This is a genomic window from Caenispirillum bisanense (assembly GCF_900230255.1).
GTDB classification, from domain to species: Bacteria; Pseudomonadota; Alphaproteobacteria; order Rhodospirillales; family Rhodospirillaceae; genus Caenispirillum; species Caenispirillum bisanense_A.
Genome location: NZ_OCNJ01000007.1, coordinates 184,648 through 203,826 on the forward strand (window position 1 = coordinate 184,648; position 19,179 = coordinate 203,826).

At 71.6% G+C, this 19,179-nt stretch carries 13 protein-coding genes; 7 read left to right on the forward strand and 6 right to left on the reverse strand.

All coding sequences use genetic code 11. The annotated features are described in order from the left end of the window. Window positions 1–55 precede the first annotated feature (55 nt). Window positions 56–3,043, forward strand: coding sequence for a PAS domain-containing sensor histidine kinase (locus tag CRP50_RS16550; RefSeq protein WP_097280283.1), 2,988 nt, complete (start codon window positions 56–58; stop codon window positions 3,041–3,043). 14 nt (window positions 3,044–3,057) lie between these two features. Here the strand turns inward: CRP50_RS16550 and CRP50_RS16555 are convergent, their stop codons facing one another. Beyond that, entirely contained in the window at window positions 3,058–3,243 is a 186-nt protein-coding gene (locus CRP50_RS16555) for a hypothetical protein (RefSeq protein ID WP_097280284.1), read from the reverse strand. Window positions 3,244–3,432: 189 nt separating this feature from the next. Between CRP50_RS16555 and CRP50_RS16560 the strand changes: the two genes are divergently transcribed. The 5 genes from CRP50_RS16560 (at window position 3,433) to CRP50_RS16580 (ending at window position 10,682) form a co-directional block, all read left to right on the forward strand. Continuing rightward, a complete protein-coding gene (locus CRP50_RS16560; protein WP_141415181.1) occupies window positions 3,433–5,241 on the forward strand; it encodes a type I secretion system permease/ATPase in 1,809 nt (602 codons plus the stop codon). 3 nt (window positions 5,242–5,244) lie between these two features. Continuing rightward, complete coding sequence (locus CRP50_RS16565) at window positions 5,245–6,597, forward strand: HlyD family type I secretion periplasmic adaptor subunit (protein ID WP_176525221.1); 1,353 nt, start codon at window positions 5,245–5,247, stop codon at window positions 6,595–6,597. Between the two features lie 43 nt (window positions 6,598–6,640). Beyond that, the gene (locus CRP50_RS16570; RefSeq protein ID WP_176525222.1) at window positions 6,641–9,565 is read left to right on the forward strand and encodes an Ig-like domain-containing protein; all 2,925 of its coding nucleotides are present in this window, start codon (window positions 6,641–6,643) and stop codon (window positions 9,563–9,565) included. Window positions 9,566–9,644: 79 nt separating this feature from the next. After that, entirely contained in the window at window positions 9,645–10,154 is a 510-nt protein-coding gene (locus CRP50_RS16575; RefSeq protein ID WP_141415182.1) for a hypothetical protein, read from the forward strand. A gap of 9 nt (window positions 10,155–10,163) precedes the next feature. After that, a complete protein-coding gene (locus CRP50_RS16580; protein WP_097280288.1) occupies window positions 10,164–10,682 on the forward strand; it encodes a DUF421 domain-containing protein in 519 nt (172 codons plus the stop codon). Window positions 10,683–10,697: 15 nt separating this feature from the next. Here the strand turns inward: CRP50_RS16580 and ybiO are convergent, their stop codons facing one another. The 3 genes from ybiO to CRP50_RS16595 all read right to left on the reverse strand — a co-directional run bounded on the left by ybiO (window position 10,698) and on the right by CRP50_RS16595 (window position 15,092). Beyond that, window positions 10,698–12,953 carry a mechanosensitive channel protein gene (ybiO, locus tag CRP50_RS16585; protein ID WP_245913506.1) on the reverse strand — a complete coding sequence of 752 codons (2,256 nt, stop codon included), beginning with the start codon at window positions 12,951–12,953 and terminating at the stop codon, window positions 10,698–10,700. A 142-nt stretch (window positions 12,954–13,095) separates the two neighbouring features. Next, the gene (gene fghA / locus CRP50_RS16590; RefSeq protein ID WP_097280289.1) at window positions 13,096–13,950 is read right to left on the reverse strand and encodes an S-formylglutathione hydrolase; all 855 of its coding nucleotides are present in this window, start codon (window positions 13,948–13,950) and stop codon (window positions 13,096–13,098) included. A 23-nt stretch (window positions 13,951–13,973) separates the two neighbouring features. Then, on the reverse strand, window positions 13,974–15,092 hold the full coding sequence (locus CRP50_RS16595) for an S-(hydroxymethyl)glutathione dehydrogenase/class III alcohol dehydrogenase (RefSeq protein WP_097280290.1): 1,119 nt from the start codon (window positions 15,090–15,092) through the stop codon (window positions 13,974–13,976). A gap of 134 nt (window positions 15,093–15,226) precedes the next feature. On the opposite strand from CRP50_RS16595, the gene CRP50_RS16600 reads away from it, so the two are divergent. Continuing rightward, the gene (locus CRP50_RS16600; RefSeq protein WP_097280405.1) at window positions 15,227–16,162 is read left to right on the forward strand and encodes a LysR family transcriptional regulator; all 936 of its coding nucleotides are present in this window, start codon (window positions 15,227–15,229) and stop codon (window positions 16,160–16,162) included. Here CRP50_RS16600 and CRP50_RS16605 read toward each other — a convergent pair. Next, window positions 16,128–16,976 (reverse strand): division plane positioning ATPase MipZ, encoded by an 849-nt coding sequence (locus CRP50_RS16605; protein ID WP_097280291.1) that lies wholly within the window; start codon window positions 16,974–16,976, stop codon window positions 16,128–16,130. The two genes, CRP50_RS16600 and CRP50_RS16605, sit on opposite strands and share 35 nt — an antisense overlap. A gap of 31 nt (window positions 16,977–17,007) precedes the next feature. Continuing rightward, the gene (locus CRP50_RS16610; protein WP_097280292.1) at window positions 17,008–19,077 is read right to left on the reverse strand and encodes a molybdopterin-dependent oxidoreductase; all 2,070 of its coding nucleotides are present in this window, start codon (window positions 19,075–19,077) and stop codon (window positions 17,008–17,010) included. Window positions 19,078–19,179 lie beyond the last annotated feature (102 nt).

Consider the following 19,179-nt stretch of genomic DNA (forward strand, 5'->3'; position numbering starts at 1 on the left):
GGATGCGTCGCCCCGGGCGGCGCCTCCGGTCCGCCGCCGCCGGAACCGCCGCCCCATGACCATGAGCCTTCCCCTCGACACCGCGACGCTCGGCGCGGTTCTCGGCTCGGCGGTGCTCGCCTTCGCCATGCTGCTGGCGCGCGCCCTGCCGCAGGCGCCGCGGGCGCTGACGTGGTGGGCGGCGGCCTTCTCGGCCCAGACGCTGGCCTTCGGCACCCTGTTCGCCGCCCCCTTCGTCGGCGCCGACGCCCTGATGTGGGTGGCCGAGGCGCTGCAGGCCGCGTCGGGCCTGCTCATCGTCGCCGGCGTGTGGCGGTTCCTCGGCGGCCACATCGACCCGCGCGCCATCCTCGCCGGTGCCGTCGCCGCCCTGCTGTGGCCGGCCGCCTCCATCGGCCTGCACGGCGACCACCCGCTGGAAGAGCCGCTGCTGTTCGGCCTGCTCGGCGTGCCGCAGGTGGTGGCCGGCGCCGCCTTCCTGGTCACCCGCGAGGGCCGCCGCGAGGTCGCCCACAAGGTGGCCGGCGTGCTGTTCATCGTCAGCGGCATGCACGGCCTCGCCTCGCCGCTGCTGCAGGGGTGGGACGCGCTGCTGCCGTGGCTCTACGTCAGCCACCAGATGCTGGCGATCCTGCTGGCCGTCGCCCTGCTGGTGGTGGTGCTGCGCCGCCTGCAGCAACTGGCCGAGGCCGAGACGGCGCGCGCCAACCGCACCCAGGCGCAGTTCCTCGACGCGGTGGAAAGCCTCAACGACGCCTTCTGCCTGTTCGACGCCGGCGACCGGCTGGTGCTGTCCAACCGCCGCTACCGCGAAGCCTTCGAGCGCCACGGCGTCGCCGTCCGCCCCGGCATGACGTTCCAGGAACTGGTGGAGATGGCCGCCGACAGCGGCATGCTGACCGACAGCCTGGGCCGCCGCGACGCCTGGATCGCCGAGCGCCTGCGCGCCCACGCCAACCCCGCCGGCCCCTTGGAACAGACCCTGGGCGACGGCCGCGTCGTGCTGCTGCGCGAGTACGTGACCAGCGAAGGCGGCCGCGTCTCGGTCCGGTCCGACATCACCGAGGCCAAGCAGGCCGAACAGGCGCTGCAGGACAGCCAGCAGCGCTTCAAGGATCTGGCCGAGGCGGCGTCGGACTGGTTCTGGGAAACCGACGGCGACCTGCGCTTCACCTTCGTCAGCCCGCGCGTGCGCCACGTGATGGGGGTGGAGGCGGCGCATTTCGTCGGCCGCACCCTGCTCGACCTCGCCGACGAGGCGCCCGACGCCGCCGGCGCCCGCAAGCGCCTGGAGCGCCTGCGCGACCACCTGCCGTTCCGCGACCTCGACATCGCCCAGGCACTGCCCGACGGCCGCGTCAAGCACCTGCGCATCAGCGGCCGGCCGGCGCACGACAAGCAGGGCGTCTTCCGCGGCTTCCGCGGCACCGCCACCGACGTCAGCGCCGAAGTGGAAGCCCGCGCCGCCGCCCAGTGGGCGCAGCACCAGCTCATGGACGCCATCAACTGCATCTCCGACGGCTTCGCCCTGTGGGGGCCCGACGACCGGCTGGTGCTGTTCAACGAGAACTACCGCATCCTGTTCGGCCCCGCCGCCGCCAAGGTGCGGCCGGGCATGACCTTCGACGATCTGCTGCTGCTGCAGCTCGACAGCGGCAGCGTGCCGGTCGCCGCCGCCGACCGCGACGCCTGGCTCGCCGCCCGCCGCGCCAGCCACAGCCGCGCCGCCAGCAGCATGGAGATGATGCAGCGCGACGGCCGCTGGCTGCTCATTTCCGAACATCGCACCCCCGACGGCTACGTCGCCGGCGTCTATACCGACGCCACCGCGCTCAAGCGCCGCGAGCAGCAGGTGGCGGAACAGGGCGCCCGCCTCGCCACCATTCTCGACAACATGCCGCAGGGCATCGCGGTGTTCGACGCCGAAACCCGGCTGGTCGACCACAACCGCCTGTTCCGCCGCATGCTGGGCCTGCCGCTCGACCTGGCGCGGCCGGGCACCGAATACGCCGCCATCATCCGCCAGCTGACCACCCAGGGCACCTTCGGCGCCTGCGACATCGAGGCCTGCGTCGCCGAGAAGGTTGAGGCGCTGCGCCTCCTGTCGCGCGACCGGGCGGAATGGACCATGCCCGACGGCACGGTTCTGGAAGTGCGCCGCGCCGCCATGCCCGACGGCGGGGCGCTGACCACCTACATCGACGTCACCAGCCGCAAGCGCAACGAGATCATCCTGCGCGAGGCCAAGGAAGCCGCCGAGCGCGGCAACCGCGCCAAGGCCGCCTTCCTGGCCAACGTCAGCCACGAGCTGCGCACGCCGCTCAACGCCATCATCGGCTTCTCGGAAGCCATTTCGAGCGAGCTGTTCGGCCCCATCGCCAACGCCACCTACAAGGAATACGTCAAGGACATCTTCGACAGCGGAACGCACCTTCTGAACCTCATCAACGACATCCTCGACATGTCGAAGGCCGAGGCGGGGCGCATCGATCTGGACGAGGAGATCATCGACGTCCCCGCCGCCATCGAACTCAGCCTGCGCATGGTGCGCAAGCGCGCCGAGGGCGCCCATGTCGCGCTGCTGGTGGACGTGCCGCCCCGGCTGCCGCGCCTGCAGGGCGACGAACGGCGCATCAAGCAGATCCTGCTCAACCTCCTGTCCAACGCCATCAAGTTCACCGACATCGGCGGCAGCGTCTCGGTGGCCGCCTGCCTGCGCGACGACGGGCGCCTCGCCATCCGGGTGGCCGACACCGGCATCGGCATGACGGCGGAGGACCTCGACAAGGCCATGGAGCCCTTCGGCCAGGTCGACAGCCGCCTCGCCCGCCGCTACGAGGGCACCGGGCTCGGCCTGCCGCTGACCAAGGCGCTGGTGGTGCAGCACGGCGGCGACCTGGAGGCGGAGAGCGCGCCGGGCGTCGGCACCGCCATCACCGCCATCTTCCCGGCCGAGCGCGTGCTGCCGCCGCTCGACGGCGACGCGGACGACGGCACAGCCACCCCGGTGGCGCCCGAACGACAGACGCACCCGGCATTCTAGGCGGTCTAGGTGGTCTAGAAGTGGCCGAGGAAGGCCACGGCGATGGCGGCGACGGTCATGATGGCGACCAGGAACCAGCCGCGCAGGTGATTGGTCTTCTCGTCGTGGCGGTCGGCGCGGAAGGCCGACAGCCCCCAGATGGCGGCGGAGGCCACGGCGAAGAGAATGCCGAACTTGAGGGCGTAGAGCATCAGATCCATGCGGCGGAGCCTACACCCGCCGCGCCCGCGTTTCCACCGCCGCCGATCCTTCGGAGCAGTCCCCGGCCGTCCGGTTCCGGACGGGCGATATGAGGGCTTAAGTCCGCGTTCTCCATTGATTCCCCGTGCCTTCCTCTGGCTTGCTTCCTGTCGGGAAGCATTTCCGGACAAGGCGGCGGGAGGGCCATCGTGGCGGCAAGAGCCAGTCAGAAGACGGCGGCGGGCGAGACCGTGCGCCCACCGGAAACGGTGGCCGCGCGGCGGCGCCTGCTCGCCGCGCTCGGCATCGTGCTGGCGTTCAGCTTCGTCATCGGCCTGCTGATGTTCGTCGGGCCGCTCTACATGCTGCAGGTCTACGACCGCGTGCTGTCGAGCCGCAGCCTGCCGACGCTCGGCGTCATCACCGCCGCCGCCGTCGGGGCGCTGCTGGTCATGGCGGTGATCGACGCCCTGCGCACGCGCATCCTGGTGCGCGCCGCCGCCCGCCTCGACGCCGACCTGGCGCCGCGCCTGTTCGATGCCGCCTTCCGCGCCGGCCTGCGCCACCCCGAGGGCAACCACGTGCAGGCCCTGCGCGACCTCGACAGCGTGCGCGACACCATTGCCGGCCAGGGCATCGCCGCCCTGTGCGACCTGCCGTGGGTGCCGCTGTTCGTCGCCGTCTGCTTCCTCGTCCATCCCTGGCTGGGCGCCGCCGCCCTGCTCGCCGCCGGTCTCAGCGTCGCCATGGCGCTCGCCAACGCCTGGACGACGCGCCGGCCGCAGCGGGAAGGCACCCGCGCCGGCCTGACCGCCGCCGCCCAGGCCGCCGACGGCGCCCGCAACGCCGAGGTCCTGCAGGCCATGGGCATGCTGTCCGCCGCCCGCGCCCGCTGGCAGCAGGCGCACCAGGCCGCCGTCGGCTGGCAGGCCCGGGCGCTGGACCGCTCCGCCGTCACCATGGCGGCGTCCAAGTCCCTGCGCATGATGCAGCAGGTGCTGGCCCTCGGCACCGGCGCCTGGCTCGCGCTCAACGGCGAGATCAGTCCGGGCATGATGATCGCCGCCTCCATCATCATGGGTCGCGCGCTCGCCCCCATCGACATGCTGGTCGGCAACTGGCGCGGCCTCACCGCCGCCCGTGCCGCCTGGGGCCGCATGGACGACCTGCTGCGGCTGGTGCCGGCGGAACGGGCGCGCATGGCGCTGCCGGCGCCCACCGGCCACGTCTCCGTCGCCGCCATGACCGTGGTGCCGCCGGGCCGCACCACCCCCTGCCTGCGCGGCGTCACACTCGACATCCCGGCCGGCGAGCTGCTCGGCGTCGTCGGCCCCTCCGCCGCCGGCAAGTCGAGCTTCGCCCGCGCCCTGGTGGGCGTGTGGCCGGTGGTGCAGGGCACGGTGCGGCTGGACGGCAACGAGGTTTCGGCCTGGGATCCCGACGTGCTCGGCCGCTCCATCGGTTACCTGCCGCAGGACGTGGAGCTGTTGGACGGCACCGTCGCCGAGACCATCGCCCGCGGCGGCCCGGTGGACGCCGACGCCGTACTCGCCGCCGCCCGGCTGGCCGGCGTCCACGGCATGATCCAGGGACTGGAGCAGGGCTACGACACCCGCATCGGACGCGACGGCCATGCCCTGTCGGCCGGCCAGCGGCAGCGCCTGGCGCTCGCCCGTGCGCTCTACGGCGACCCGGCGCTGGTGGTGCTGGACGAACCCAACTCCAACCTCGACGCCGAGGGCGAGGCCGCCCTGGTGCGCGCCCTGCAGGCGGTGCGCCGCGCCGGCCGCACGGCGGTCATCGTCACCCACCGCACCAGCATCCTGTCGGCGGTCGACCGCATCCTGGTGCTCAAGGGTGGCCAGGTGGAGGGGCTCGGCACCCGCAACGAGATCCTCGCCGCCCTCATGCCCAAGGCCCGCACGGCCGCTCCTGCCGGCACCGGCTCCGGCACCGGCGCGACAGCGGGCGCCGCCCCCTCGCCCCTGTGGACCACCCTCGGCCAGAGCGGATCCTGATCCATGTCCGTCACCCCTGCCGCCTCCGCCCTGCCCGCCCCCGCCGGCGCCTCCCGCGATGCGCCGCGCCCGCCCCTGCGCCTGCGCGGCCCGGTGCTGCTGGGTGCTGCCGTGGTCGGCCTGTTCGTCCTCGGCCTCGGCGGCTGGGCGGCGACGGCGCCGCTCGCTAGCGCCGTCACCGCGCCCGGCGCCATGGTGGTGGAGAGCAACCGCAAGACCGTGCAGCACCTGGAAGGCGGCATCGTCGCCGCCATCCTGGTGCGCGACGGCGACACCGTGCGCGCCGGCCAGCCCCTGCTGCGCCTCGACGACACCCGCGCCCGCGCCACCGTGCGCCTGCTCGCCAACCAGACGGCGGCGCAGGAGGCCCTGGCGGCCCGCCTGGAGGCCGAACGCGACGCCGCCGCCGCCGTGACCTTCCCGCCCGCCCTGCTGGACACCGCCGCCCGCGAGCCGGAGGCCGCCGCCGCCGTCGCGCTCCAGCAACGCCAGTTCGAGGAGCGCCGCCTGTCCCACCTCGGCCAGACCGAGATCCTGGAAAGCCGCATCGGCCAGCTGCGCGAGCAGCGCGACGGCCTCGCCATCGAGAAGGCGGCCGGCGAACGCCAGCTCGCCCTGTTCCGCGACGAGGTGGCGGGCCTGCGCGAGCTGTTCGCCCAGGGCCATACCTCGCGCACCCGCATCCTCGCCATCGAACGCGAGATGGCCGCCCTGGAAGGCGCCGTCGGCCGCATCGTCTCGGCCATGGCGCAGGCCGACCAGAAGGCCGGCGAGACGCGGCTCGAGATCCTGCAGCTGACCCAGACCTTCCGCGAGGACGTGGTGGCCCAGCTGCGCGAGGTGCAGGTGGCGCTCGGCGATCTGGTGGAGCGCCGCGCCGTCGCCGAGGACGTCCTGCGCCGCACCGAGATCACGGCGCCGCAGGACGGCATCGTGCAGGCCCTGGCCGTCCACACGGTCGGCGGCGTGGTGGAGGCGGGCCGGCCGCTCATGGAGATCGTGCCGGCCGCCGACCGGCTGCTCATCGACGCCCGCCTGTCGCCGCTCGACATCGAGAACGTCACCCCCGGCCAGACGGCGGAAGTGCGCTTCTCCGGCCTGCACGACCGCACCCTGCCGCTGATCGAGGCCGCCGTCACCCGCGTCTCGCCCGATCACTTGACCGATGCCGACGGCCACCCCTACTACGCCGCCCGCCTCGACCTGCCGGCCGCCGAACTGGCCAAGCTCGGCAGCCACCGGGTGCAGGCGGGCATGCCGGTGGAAGTCTTCATCCAGACCGGCGAGCGCACCGTGCTCGACTACTTCGTCGAGCCGCTGACCCGCTCGCTCGACCGTGCCTTCGCCGTGGAGTGACCAGCCCCAGCCCCCGATGACCGCCGCCGCCGAGGAGGACCGCATGAGCCGTACCGTGATCCAGGGCACCACGAGTTCCGACCTCCTCGACCACAGCGGCGAGACGGCCGCCTTCGAGATCCTCGGCGATCGCGGCAACGACACCCTGCTCGGCGGACTCGGCGACGACCTGCTCGACGGCGGCGACGGCCACGACATCCTCGACGGCGGCGCCGGAAACGACATCCTGCGCGGCAGCGCCGGCCTCGACCGCTACGAGGGCGGCGCCGGCGTCGACACCCTGGCCGGCACCGACGGCGACGACGCCGTGCGGCTCTACGTGCTGAGCGGCATCGAGGTCATCGACATGGGCGCCGGCGACGACCGGGTGTACGGCGGCAACGGCAGCGACTTCTGGGACTTCTCGGCCATGACGCTGACGGGCGTCGAGCTGATCGACCTCGGCAACGGCTGGAACAGCTTCACCGGCAGCGCCGGCGACGACCGCATCACCGCCGGCAAGGACGGCGACGTCCTCGACGGCGGCGGCGGCACCGACACCGTCGTCTACCGCGGCGCCTATGCCGACTACACGCTCTCGCTGGCGGGCGGGACGCTCACCGTCCAGGGCCTCGACGGCAAGGACAAGCTGACGAGCATCGAGCGCGTCGAGTTCGCCGACGGCGTCTGGCAGGACGGCACCTTCACCGCCGACGACGGCAGCACCGGCGGCGGCGGCGGAGAGGGGGGAGGTGACGGCAGCGGCGGGACGCCGGGCGGCGGTACCTATACGCTGGTGGAGGGCACGGCCGCCGCCAACCGCCTCGACGTCTCCGGCGCCACCGCGCCGCAGGAATTGCGCGGCTACGGCGGCAACGACACCCTGATCGGCGGCGCGGCGGGCGATCTGCTGGACGGTGGCGACGGCCACGACATCCTCGACGGCGGCGCCGGCGACGACATCCTGCGCGCCAGCGCCGGGCTCGACCGCTACACGGGCGGCAGCGGCACCGACACCATCCTCGGCACGGCCGGCGACGACGCGGTGCGGCTCTACGCCTTCGGCGGCATCGAAGTCATCGACATGGGGGCCGGCACCGACGTGGTGTTCGGCGGCAACGGCAGCGACTACTGGAATTTCTCGGCCATGACGCTGGTCGGGGTGGAGCTGATCGACCTCGGCAACGGCTGGAACAGCTTCACCGGCACCAGCGGCAACGACCGCATCACCGCCGGCAAGGACGGCGACGCCATCGACGGCGGCGGCGGCACGGACGAGGTCGTCTATGCCGGCGCCTATGCCGACTACAGCCTGAGCGTCTCCGGCGGCACCATCACGGTCGAGGGGCCGGACGGCCGCGACAGCCTGACCCGCATCGAGCGCCTCGCCTTCGCCGATGGCGTCTGGCAGGGCGGCAGCTTCACGCCCACTGACGGCGGGGGCAGTGGCGACACCAACCGGGCGCCGGTGGCGCAGAACGACAGCCTCTCCACCGCCGCCGGCACGGCCGTCACCTTCGCGCCGCTCGGCAACGACAGCGACCCCGACGGCGATACGCTCTCCATCGTCGGCAACACCCTGCCGGCGCACGGGTCCCTCGCCAAGGCCGGCGACCAGTGGACCTATACCCCGGCGTCGGGCTTCACCGGCACCGACAGCTTCCAGTACACCATCAGCGACGGCGCCCTGCAGGACACCGCCACCATCAGCGTCTCCGTCACGCCACCGCCGAGCGGCGGCGGCGCCGTGGTCTCCGCCGCCTTCTGGAACGCGCTCACCGCCGTGCCGCTCGGCGGCTGGGGCAAGATCAACACCAACAGCTTCCGCGACGTCTGGCCCGATATGGCGGACCGCGCCACCGAAGGCACCCCGGCCAGCATCCTCCAGGCCTGGAGCTCCATGGCCTGGGACAGCAACCGCAACGACCTGATCTTCTGGGGCGGCGGCCACGCCAACTACTCGGGCAACGAGATCTACCGCTTCGACACCGACACCCTGAGCTGGCAGCGCGCCTCGCTGCCCACGGCCTTCGAGACGACCGCCAACCAGGCGGTGTTCCAGACGGTGGACGGGCCGGACCATTCCCCCATCTCCGCCCACACCTACGACAACAACGAGTTCCTGCCGCTGACCGACCGCTTCGTCACCTTCGGCGGCGCCGCCTACGGCAGCGGCTCCAACTTCGTCTATGTCGATCCCGTCACCGGCGCGACCACGCCGACCGGCCCCTACTTCTGGGATCCCGACCGCGCCGACCCCGACAAGGTGGGCGGCCTGACGGGCTCGGGCATCGACCCCTCGACGCCCGGCGGACAGATGTGGGAGAACCGCGACGCCATTGGCCCGGTGGGCGGCACGCCGCTCGGATACCTGCTCAACGGCACCACCGACACCGCCGTCATCGGCGGCAAGGACGTGGTGTTCGTCGGCACCAACAACCTGTGGAAATACACGGTCCACGACCCGAACGACGCCGCCAAGGACACATGGGAGGTCATGGGCAAGAAGTGGGCGGGCTTCGACGGCCAGGGCACCGGCATCTACGACCCCGTCAACAACATCTACGTCCGCTCCGCCGGCAGCACCTTCACCTACTGGGACCTGGACACCCCGGGCACCCAGAACCACAACGTCAACTTCACCCCGACCGACCTGACCGGCGGCTTCTCCATGACCTCGGGCACCGCCATGGAATACGACGCGGAACGCGGCCGCATCCTGCTGTGGCGCGGCACCGACGACGTGTGGGAACTGGACGCGCCCGATACCATCGGCGCGGCCGGCTGGACCATCCGCCGCATCGACGGCGTCGCCGGGCCGGACGGGGTGCCCGACCTGCCGGGCTACGACCAGACCACCACCGGCATCCTCGGCAAGTGGAAGTACCTGCCGGACATCGACGTCTTCCTCGGCGTCTACGACCACACCGAGGGCGGCATCTGGGCCTACAAACCGACCGACTGGAACCCCGACGTGGCCCTGGCCTGAGACGGTTTCGGCCCGGCGGCGGACACCGGACGGCCGCGCGGCGTTGCTCCTGCAGGCCCGCCCCCAGCCGGAGACCGCCATGCGTCCCGCCCAGCCCCTGCTCGCCGCTGCCGCCGCCGTCCTCGCAGCGGCCTTCGCCCTGCCCGCCCCCGCCCAGGAGGGGGCGGCCGATCCGCTGGAGCGCGACCGTACCCAGCCGGTGACCAACGACACCTACGTGCGCCTGTGCACCGGGTGCCACATCGCCTATCCGCCCAACTTCCAGACCGCCGACGCCTGGCAGGCGATCCTCGACCGCCTGCCCGAGCACTTCGGGGCCGAGGTTCCGGTACCGGCGGAACGGGACGGCCAGGACCTCGCCCAGTACCTGCGCGATTTCGCCGGCCGCCCGGGCCTCGGCGTGCTGACGGGGGTCGAGCCGGACGCCGTTCCGCTGCGCATCACCGAACTGCCGTTCTTCGCCAAGGCCCACGCCGAGGTGCCCGACCGCGCCCTGCAGCGCGCCGGCGGCGCCTGGCGCTGCGAGGCCTGCCACCCACGGGCGCAGGAAGGCTCGTTCGAACGCGCCCGCGCCGGCGGCCAGAAGTAGGAGGCCGCCGTGTTCTTTGATCAATGGGACGGCCTGCTGCGGGTGGTCGTGGTGGGCACGCTGGCCTATGTGGCGCTGATCGTGCTGCTGCGGCTGACCGGCAAGCGGACGCTCTCGAAGATGAACGCCTTCGACTTCGTGGTGACGGTGGCGCTCGGCTCCACCCTCGCCACCGTGCTGCTGTCGAGCGACGTGGCGCTGGCCGAGGGCGTGACGGCCTTCCTGCTGCTGGTCCTGCTGCAATGGGCGGTCGCCTGGGGCTCGGCCCGGTCGCGCCGGTTCCGCCACCTGGTGAAGGCCGAGCCGCGCCTGTTGCTGCACGAAGGCGTGATGCTCGACCAGGCCCTGCTGGCCGAGCGGGTGGCGCCGGAAGAGGTGATGGCCGCCGTGCGGTCCTCCGGCCACGCCGACCTGAGCAAGGTGACGGCGGTGATCCTGGAGACCGACGGCACCTTCAGCGTCGTGTCCGACGGTCCGCCGGAGCGACGGACGGCGCTGGCCAACGTGGCCGGCCGCCCGCCGCCCTGAGCAGGGGGCGCCCCCCTACTCTGCCGCCTTGGGCAGCAGGGGCGCGGGCAGCGGCACCGGCGGGGCGGAGCCGTCCTTGTCCTGCCCGAAGTAGAGGGTCATGTGCGGGAACGGGATTTCGATGCCGGCGGCGTCGAAGTGCTTCTTCACCAGCCGGTTGTAGGCCCGCCCCAGCGCCCACTGCGAGCCCGGCGCGGTCTTGATGCGCACGCGGATGTTCACCGAGCTGTCGGCCAGCGCCGTCACCCCGTGCACCTCCAGGTCGTCGAGGATGAGCGCCCCGTTGGCCGGATCGGCGCGCAGTTCCTCGAAGGCCGCCTTCAGGTGCTCGATGGCGTCGTCGATGTTCTCGCGGTAGGCGATGCCGTATTCGCCGACGTGGTAGGCGAAGTCGCGCATGAAGTTGGTCACCATGTCGACCGAGCTGAACGGGATGATGTGGTACGACCCCGCCAGGTCACGCACGCCGATGGAGCGGATGGTCAGCTTCTCCACCGTGCCCGTGATGCCGCCGGCGGTGACCACGTCGCCGGCGTTCATGGCGTTCTCCAGCTGGATGAAGACGCCGGTGATGATGTCCTGCACCAGCTTCTGCGACCCGAAGCCGATGGCGAGGCCGAGCACGCCGGCACCGGCGATGAGCGGGCCGATGTCGATGCCGATCTCCGACAGCACGATCATGGCCGTCATGGTGATGAGCACGATGGAAAAGGCGTTGCGGAAGATGCTGAGCAGCGTCTTCTCGCGCGCGCCGGGCTCGCCGGTGCCGGTTTCCGGGCTCAGGCGATGCTCGACCCACGAGGCGACGGCGATCCACACCGCCACCGACAGCACGATGATGAGGGCGACGTCGAAGAAGGCGCCGATGAGGCCGGAGCCGCGCTCGCTTTCGGCCCAGGCGGCCAGGTCCCACAGGTCCCAGGCGTCGGCGATCAGCGCCAGCACGCCCACCAGCACCACGATGCGCACCACCCGCAGGCCGGTCGGCACATAGGCGTTGAGGCGCTTTTCCAGGTTCGGCAGGTTGCGGCGGGTATCCTCCGGCACGCGGATGCCGAGGGTGATGAGGCGTTCGAGCAGCGCCGAGACGATGAAGCCGCCGGCCACCGCCAGCAGGCTCTGCAGGGTAGAGGCCGCCATGAACGGCAAGGCGTCTCCGGGGCGCACCACCGTCACGAAGGCGAGCGCGGCGAAGTAGCCGATGGCGAAGATGTGCCAGCTGCGCGCCAGCAGGCGCAGCACCGCCCGCACGAAGCCGCTGCCCGAGCGGTCGGCGCGGGCGGTGAGGCTGTCGCGCACGCGGCGGCGGTTCTGCAGGATCACCATCAGCGCGTAGACGAAGGCCAGCACCATGATGAGCACGGCCGTCGCCCGCCCCGCCGCCAGGGAAACCTGGGCATTGACGATGGGCACCGCCGTCAGCATGCCGTAGCCGATGAAACCGACCATGCGGGCGAGCCAGGTGTTCCAGTAGGCGGCGTCCTCGTCGCCCAGCGGCAGGATGCGAAGGCCCGCGAAGCGCCCGGCGAACAGGCCTCGCAGGCCGGTCTTGACGATCTCGATGATTAGGAAGGCGTTCAGGAACAGCGACTGCGCCGTGTTCATGCGCCCCTGGTCGCCGAGCACCGTCAGCGCCAGCAGGTAGCCGGCCACCCAGGCCAGCAGCACGACGCCGACGTCGAGCAGCGCCGCGCCGGCGATGGCCAGCGTCCGCCGCACCCAGCGCCGCCCGCCTTCCGGCGAGGCCAGCACCCAGCGGTCGGCGCGGCCGTAGACGGCGGCCACCAACCGGCGCAACACGAAGAACAGTACCAGCGTCACGCCGACCACGATGGCGAGTTCGCCCGCCCAGGTCGCCATGCCCGAGAAGAAGTCGCGGCCGTCGCCGTCGGCCATGTCGGCGAGGCCGCGCCACACGGCGGTCGCCTGATCGACGGCGCCCTCGGCGAAGCCCTTGGTCAGGGCCGCCACCCGGCGGGCCAGCGACGGCTCCGGCGACAGGCTCGCCGCCTCCGCCTTGGCCGCCGCCTCCAGCGCCGCCGGATCGCCCTCGGCCACGCCCTCCCCCGCCGGCGCCGCCAACTGCCGCAACGTGTCGATCAGGGCCTGGCGGGAGGCCTCGTCCTCCAGGATGTCGGCCAGTTCGGCATAGCCGGCCGGCGGGGCTTCGGCGGCGGCGGGCTCGGCGGCCGCCTCCTGGGCGAGAGCGGGCGAAAGGGGCGCCAGGGCGGCGCAGATCAGCAGCAGTAGGCCGGTGAGGCGGGCGAGCACGATGTCCTCCGGGTGATCGGTACGTCATCTATCCGGACGATGAGCATGATCGCCCGGATAGATAAATACGACACGATCGGCCCGGTGGATGACAAGGTTGGCGACTCTTTTTCTGCCCTCGGGCGCCGTTGCGCCCTCGGGATCAGGCTTCCAGCGCCGCCGCCGCGTGGCGCAGGTGGTCGTCGATGAAGGTGGCGATGAAGAAGTAGCTGTGGTCGTAACCCGGCTGCATCCGCAGCGTCAGCGGATGCCCGGCCGCCTCCGCCGCCGTGCGCAGGGCGTCGGGCTGCAGCTGCTTGCCGAGGAAGCTGTCGGCCTCGCCCTGGTCGACCAGCAGCGGCAGGCGCTCCGTCGCCATCTCCAGCAGTGCGCAGGCGTCCCACGCCCGCCAGGTGGAGCGGTCGGGGCCGAGATAGCGCGAAAAGGCCTTCTCGCCCCACGGCACCGCGCTCGGGTTGACGATGGGCGCGAAGGCGGAGACGGAGCGGTAGCGGCCGGGGTTGCGCAGGGCGCAGACCAGCGCGCCGTGGCCGCCCATGGAATGGCCGGCGACGCTGCGCTTGTCCGACACCGGGAAGTTGGCCTCCACCACCGCCGGCAGTTCGTGCACCACGTAGTCGTGCATGCGGTAGTGGGTAGCGTAAGGCTCCTCCGTCGCATCGACGTAGAAGCCGGCGCCGTGGCCGAAATCCCACGCGCCGTCGGGGTCGCCCGGCACGTCGGGGCCGCGCGGGCTGGTGTCCGGCGCCACGATGGCGAGGCCCAGCTCGGCGGCGAGGCGGAGGGCGCCCGCCTTCTGCATGAAGTTCTCGTCGGTGCAGGTCAGCCCCGACAGCCAGTAGAGCACCGGCACCCGCGCCCCCTCTACCGCAGCCGCAGGCGGCAGATAGACGGCGAAGGTCATGTCGCAGGCGACCGTGGCGGCGCGGTGCTTGACCCGCAGATGACGCCCGCCGAAGCAGGCGTTTTCCGCGACGATGGTCAGGTCGTCGGCCATGGTGTCGGTCCTTCTCCCCGGGTTCAGCGGTCGTACAGGATGACGGAGCGGATGCTCTTGCCCTCGTGCATCAGGTCGAAGGCTTCGTTGATGCCGTCGAGCCCCATGGTGTGGGTGATGAAGGTGTCCAGCTCGAACTCGCCGTTCATGTACTGCTCGACGATGCCCGGCAGTTCCGACCGCCCCTTCACGCCGCCGAAGGCCGAGCCGCGCCACACGCGGCCGGTGACCAGCTGGAACGGGCGGGTGGAAATTTCCTGGCCGGCGCCGGCGACGCCGATGATGGTCGACTCGCCCCAGCCCTTGTGACAGCACTCCAGCGCCGCGCGCATGACGTCGACGTTGCCGATGCATTCGAAGCTGTAGTCGACGCCGCCGTCGGTCATCTCCACCAGCACCTCCTGGATGGGCCGGTCGAAGTCCTTGGGGTTGACCACGTCAGTGGCGCCCAGCTGGCGGGCGATCTCGAACTTGTCGGGGTTGATGTCGATGCCGATGATGCGCTCGGCCTTGGCCATGACGGCGCCGATGATGGCCGACAGGCCGATGCCGCCCAGGCCGAAGACGGCGACGGTCGAACCCGGCTGCACCTTGGCGGTCTTCAGCACCGCGCCCATGCCGGTGGTGACACCGCAGCCGAGCAGGCACACCTTTTCCAGCGGCGCGGTCTTGTTGATCTTGGCGAGCGCGATCTCGGGCAGCACCGTGTATTCCGAGAAGGTGGAGGTGCCCATGTAGTGGAACAGCTCCTTGCCCTTGGCGCTGAAGCGGCTGGTGCCGTCGGGCATCAGGCCCTTGCCCTGGGTGGCGCGGATGGCCTGGCAGAGGTTGGTCTTGCCCGACAGGCAGAACTTGCACGTGCCGCATTCCGGCGTGTAGAGCGGGATCACATGGTCGCCGACCGCGACCGAGGTGACGCCCGGCCCCACCTCTTCCACCACGCCGGCGCCTTCATGGCCCAGGATGGAGGGGAAGATGCCTTCCGGGTCGGCGCCCGACAGGGTGAAGGCGTCGGTGTGGCAGACGCCCGTCGCCACGATGCGCACCAGCACCTCGCCCGCCTTGGGGGCGGCGACCTGCACCTCCTCGATCTGCAGCGGCTTGTTCACTTCCCAGGCGACGGCGGCGCGCGACGTGACCATGTGTGGCTCCATTCCCTACGAAAAACCGTGACTCGAACGCTCACCCTAGCACCGGCGCCGCCGAAACGATCTTGCACAATGGGCGAGGATTGTTGCCGTATGGGGACAATGCCCGCAGACGGAGGACCATGGCCATGAGCCGGTGGGACGGCATCGACGAGTTCGTGGCGGTGGCCGAGGCCGGCGGTTTCGCCCGCGCGGCGGAGCGCCTGCACGTTTCCTCCTCCCACGTCAGCCGGCAGGTGGCGCGGCTGGAAGACCGTTTGCAGACCCGCCTGTTCTACCGCACCACCCGCAGCGTCACCCTGACCGAGGCCGGCCGCCTGCTGCTGGAGCGCTGCCGCCGCCTCATCGAGGAGCGCGACGACGCCCTGACCTCGGCGGCGGAGACGGAGGGCGAGCCCAAGGGCCTGCTGCGCCTCACCTGCTCGGTCGCCTACGGCGAGCAGTTCGTGGTGCCGCTGGTCAACGATTTCCTGGAGCACCACCCGCGCCTGCGGGTGGACATGGTGCTGACCAACAGCACGCTCGACCTGGTGGCCGAGGGCATGGACCTGGCGGTGCGCCTCGGTCGCCTCAGCGACAGCAGCCTGGTGGCGTCGCGCATCGCGCCGCGCGTCATGCACCTCTGCGCCGCCCCCGCCTACCTGGAGCGCCACGGCGCGCCGGAGAGCGTGGACGCCATCGCCCGCCACGCCTGCCTCGTCGGCACGTCGGACCTGTGGCCCTTCGCGGATGGTGCGGGCGGCGAGCGCATGGTGCGGCCGCAGGGGCGCTGGCGCTGCAACAGCGGCACCGCCGTGCTCGACGCCGCCCTGCGCGGCTTCGGCCTGTGCCAGTTGCCGGACTACTACGTCATGCCGCACCTGCAGGACGGCAGCCTCGTGTCCCTGCTGCCCGACCGCCGCCCGGCGCATACCGCCGTCTGGGCCGTCTATCCGCAGCGCCGCCATCTGGCGGCCAAGGTGCGGCTGCTGGTCGCCCACCTGAAACAGGGGCTGGCCGCGCGGCCGGAGTATGCCGCCTCGTCCCCCCTCACGCCAGGCTGCGCGCCAGGGCCTTCAGGTTGATGGCATCCAGCAGGGCGCGCAGTTCCTGGCGGGCGGCGACGTGGCTCATGCTCAGTTCCACGTTCACGCCCTGGGCGCGCAGGTCGAGGAGCGTCAGGCCCTGCAGGAACAGCTCGCGGTAGATGACGCGCTCGCCGAGGCCGGGTGCGGTGCGGAAGCCGATGCGGCCCGACAGTTCGTCCACCAGTTCTTCCATCTGCCGCTTCATGCGGCTGTCGACGTGGCTCAGGCGGTTGCGCAGGACGACCCAATCCACCGAGCCGCCGTCCTTCAGCGCCCGGTTCTTGCGCGTTTCCCAGATGGAGGCGGCGTAGTGGCTGGGGCCGGCGATCTTCATGGTGTCCGGGTCGACGCGGGCGATGACGTCGAGGTCGACGAAACTGTCGTTGAGCGGTGTGATGAGGGTATCGGCGAAGACGTGGCCGGCACGCGACAGGTAGTTGTCCGAACCCGCCGTGTCGATCAGCACCACGTCGTTGGTCTTCGACAGGTCGGCGATGGCGCGCAGCAGGCGGCGCAGGTCGGTGTCCTTGTCGGGCGACATCTCGATGGGAACGTGGGTCGGCTGCGGCAGGTCGAGGCCGCGGTCGCGGCAGGCGCGCGCGCGGTTCTCGATGTAGCGGGTGAGCGTACCCTGGCGGGCGTCGAGGTCGACGGTGCCGACGCGCAGGCCCTCGTAGAGCAGGCTCACCACCAGGTGCATGGCGATGGTGGACTTGCCGGTCCCGCCCTTCTCGTTGCCCATGACGATGGTGTGCACGCCCTCGCCCTGGGTCCAGTTGCGGCGCACACCCTGCGGCGCGTCTGCGTTCATGGGCCGTCCCTCCCCCTCGTTGGTCGTCATGTCACGACGCCGCCCGCAGCCACACGGTGGTGTCGTGGAAGGCGCCGCCGCCGGCCGGAGGCGGCGGTTCGGCGCTGGTCAGCGTGTTGATGCCCTCGCCGCCCTCGAAATCGGCGTTGGGCCAGATGCTTTCCACGATCAAGATACCACGCTGCACGCCGTCGAACACCTCGGCGTGAAGCGGCACCTCGCCGCGCCGGTTGCCGAGGACCACCACGGCACCGTCGGCGACGCCGTACTCGGCGGCGTCGAGCGGGTGGATCTTCACGGTCGGCCGCTTCTCCTGCTTCCGGCTGGTCGGCGTTTCGGAAAAGCTGGAGTTGAGGAAGTTGCGGGCCGGCGCCGTCACCAGGCGGAACGGCCGCTCGTCGCTCAGCTCGTCCAGGATCGCCACGTGGTCGGGCGCCGCCGGCAGCGCGCCGCCGAGCGGGCCGAGTTTCGTCCAGTCGGGGTGGAACCGGAACCGCCCGTCGGCCTGCGGGAAGCCGTCGTGGAAGCAGCCGCCGGGCCCGTGGTCGTTGCGCACCGAGACGTCGATGCCGCCTTGCGCCAGCACCTCCTCCGCCCCCGGCCAGCCGCTGGCGCGCAGGGTGGCGTCCACCACCTCCCACGCCGTCATGTGCAGGGTCGGGTGGTCGGCGCCGAGGCGCTTCAGCAGTTCATTCACCACCCAGTGGTTCTCGCGGCACTCGCCGGCTGCGGTGATGACCGGCTGGTGGACCTGCAGGAAGGTGTGCCCGCCCGCCTTGTAGACGTCGGCGTGCTCCAGGAACATGGTCGCCGGCAGGACGAGGTCGGCGTATTTGGCCGTTTCCGTCATCACCTGCTCGTGGACGCAGAGGAACAGGTCGTCGCGCGACAGGCCCGCCTTCACGGTGCGGTGCTCGGGCGCCACCATGGCCGGGTTCATGTTCTGGATCATCATGGCGTGGACCGGCGGCCCGCCCGCCAGTTCCGCCGGGTCGTTGGTCAGAACCCGGCCGATGCGCACCATGTCGAGGCCGCGCTGGCCGCGGCGCGGCGCATCGGCGGCGGTGATGAGGCGGTCGTCGATGTGGTAGCCGCCGGAGTAGCTATAGAGCCCGCCGCCGCCGCGCACGCCCCACGCCCCCGTCACCGCCGGCAGGCAGGAGGCGGCATGCATGGCCGCCGCGCCGTTGCGCTGGCGGGTGAAGCCGTAGCCGAAACGGATGTAGCTCTTCTTCGTGCTGCCGTAGAGGCGGGCGAAAGCCTCGATCTCGGCGGCCGTCAGCCCCGTGATGGCCGCCGCCCATTCGGGCTTGCGGTCCTTCAGGTGCGCCTCGGTCGCCGGGCCGAAGTCGGTCAGGCGGGCGAGGTAGTCGCGGTCGGCCAGGCCGTCGCGCAGCAGCACGTGCATGACGGCGCAGGCCAGCGCCCCGTCGGTGCCCGGCCGCAGCATGAGGTGGACGTCGGCCTGCTTGGCCGTCGCGTTGCGGTAGGGATCGACCACCACCACCTTGGCGCCATGCGCCTTGCGGGCCTTGGCGACGTGGGTCATCACCTGCACCTGGGTGTGCACCGCATTGGTGCCCCACAGGACGATCACCTCGGCCTCGGCGATTTCCAGGCTGCTGGTGCCCATCTTGCCGCCGACGCCGGCCAGCCAGCCGGGATCGGCCGTGCCGGTGCAGATGGAGCCGGTCTGCAGCGAGTAGCCCATGAGGTTGGCGAGCCGCGCGATGCCGTCGCGCTGCACCAGGCCCATGGTGCCGGCGTAGTTGTAGGGCCACACGGCTTCCGGCCCGTGGCGGTCGGCGGTCGACTGGAATCTCTCCGCCAGCAGGTCGAGCGCGGCGTCCCACGACAGCGGCTCGAACCGGCCCTCCCCTTTGGCGCCGACGCGCACCAGCGGGCGGGTCAGGCGGTCGGGATTGTGGACGCGCTCGGCATAGCGGGCGACCTTGGCGCAAACGACACCATCCGTAAACGGATGATCCTTCGCCCCATGCACGCGCCCGATGCGGTCCGGCGCGAGGCGTTCCACGGCCAGCGCGCAGGCGGACGGACAGTCGTGCGGGCAGACGGAGGGAACGATCTCGGCGACGGTCATAAACACCATATGATGAGAGCTGGGACGATTGCCCAGACTGTAGCGGCAAAGCCCGCGCCGACGCCAGCCGAACGTTGCGGGACCGGTCGATTCGGGTTATCT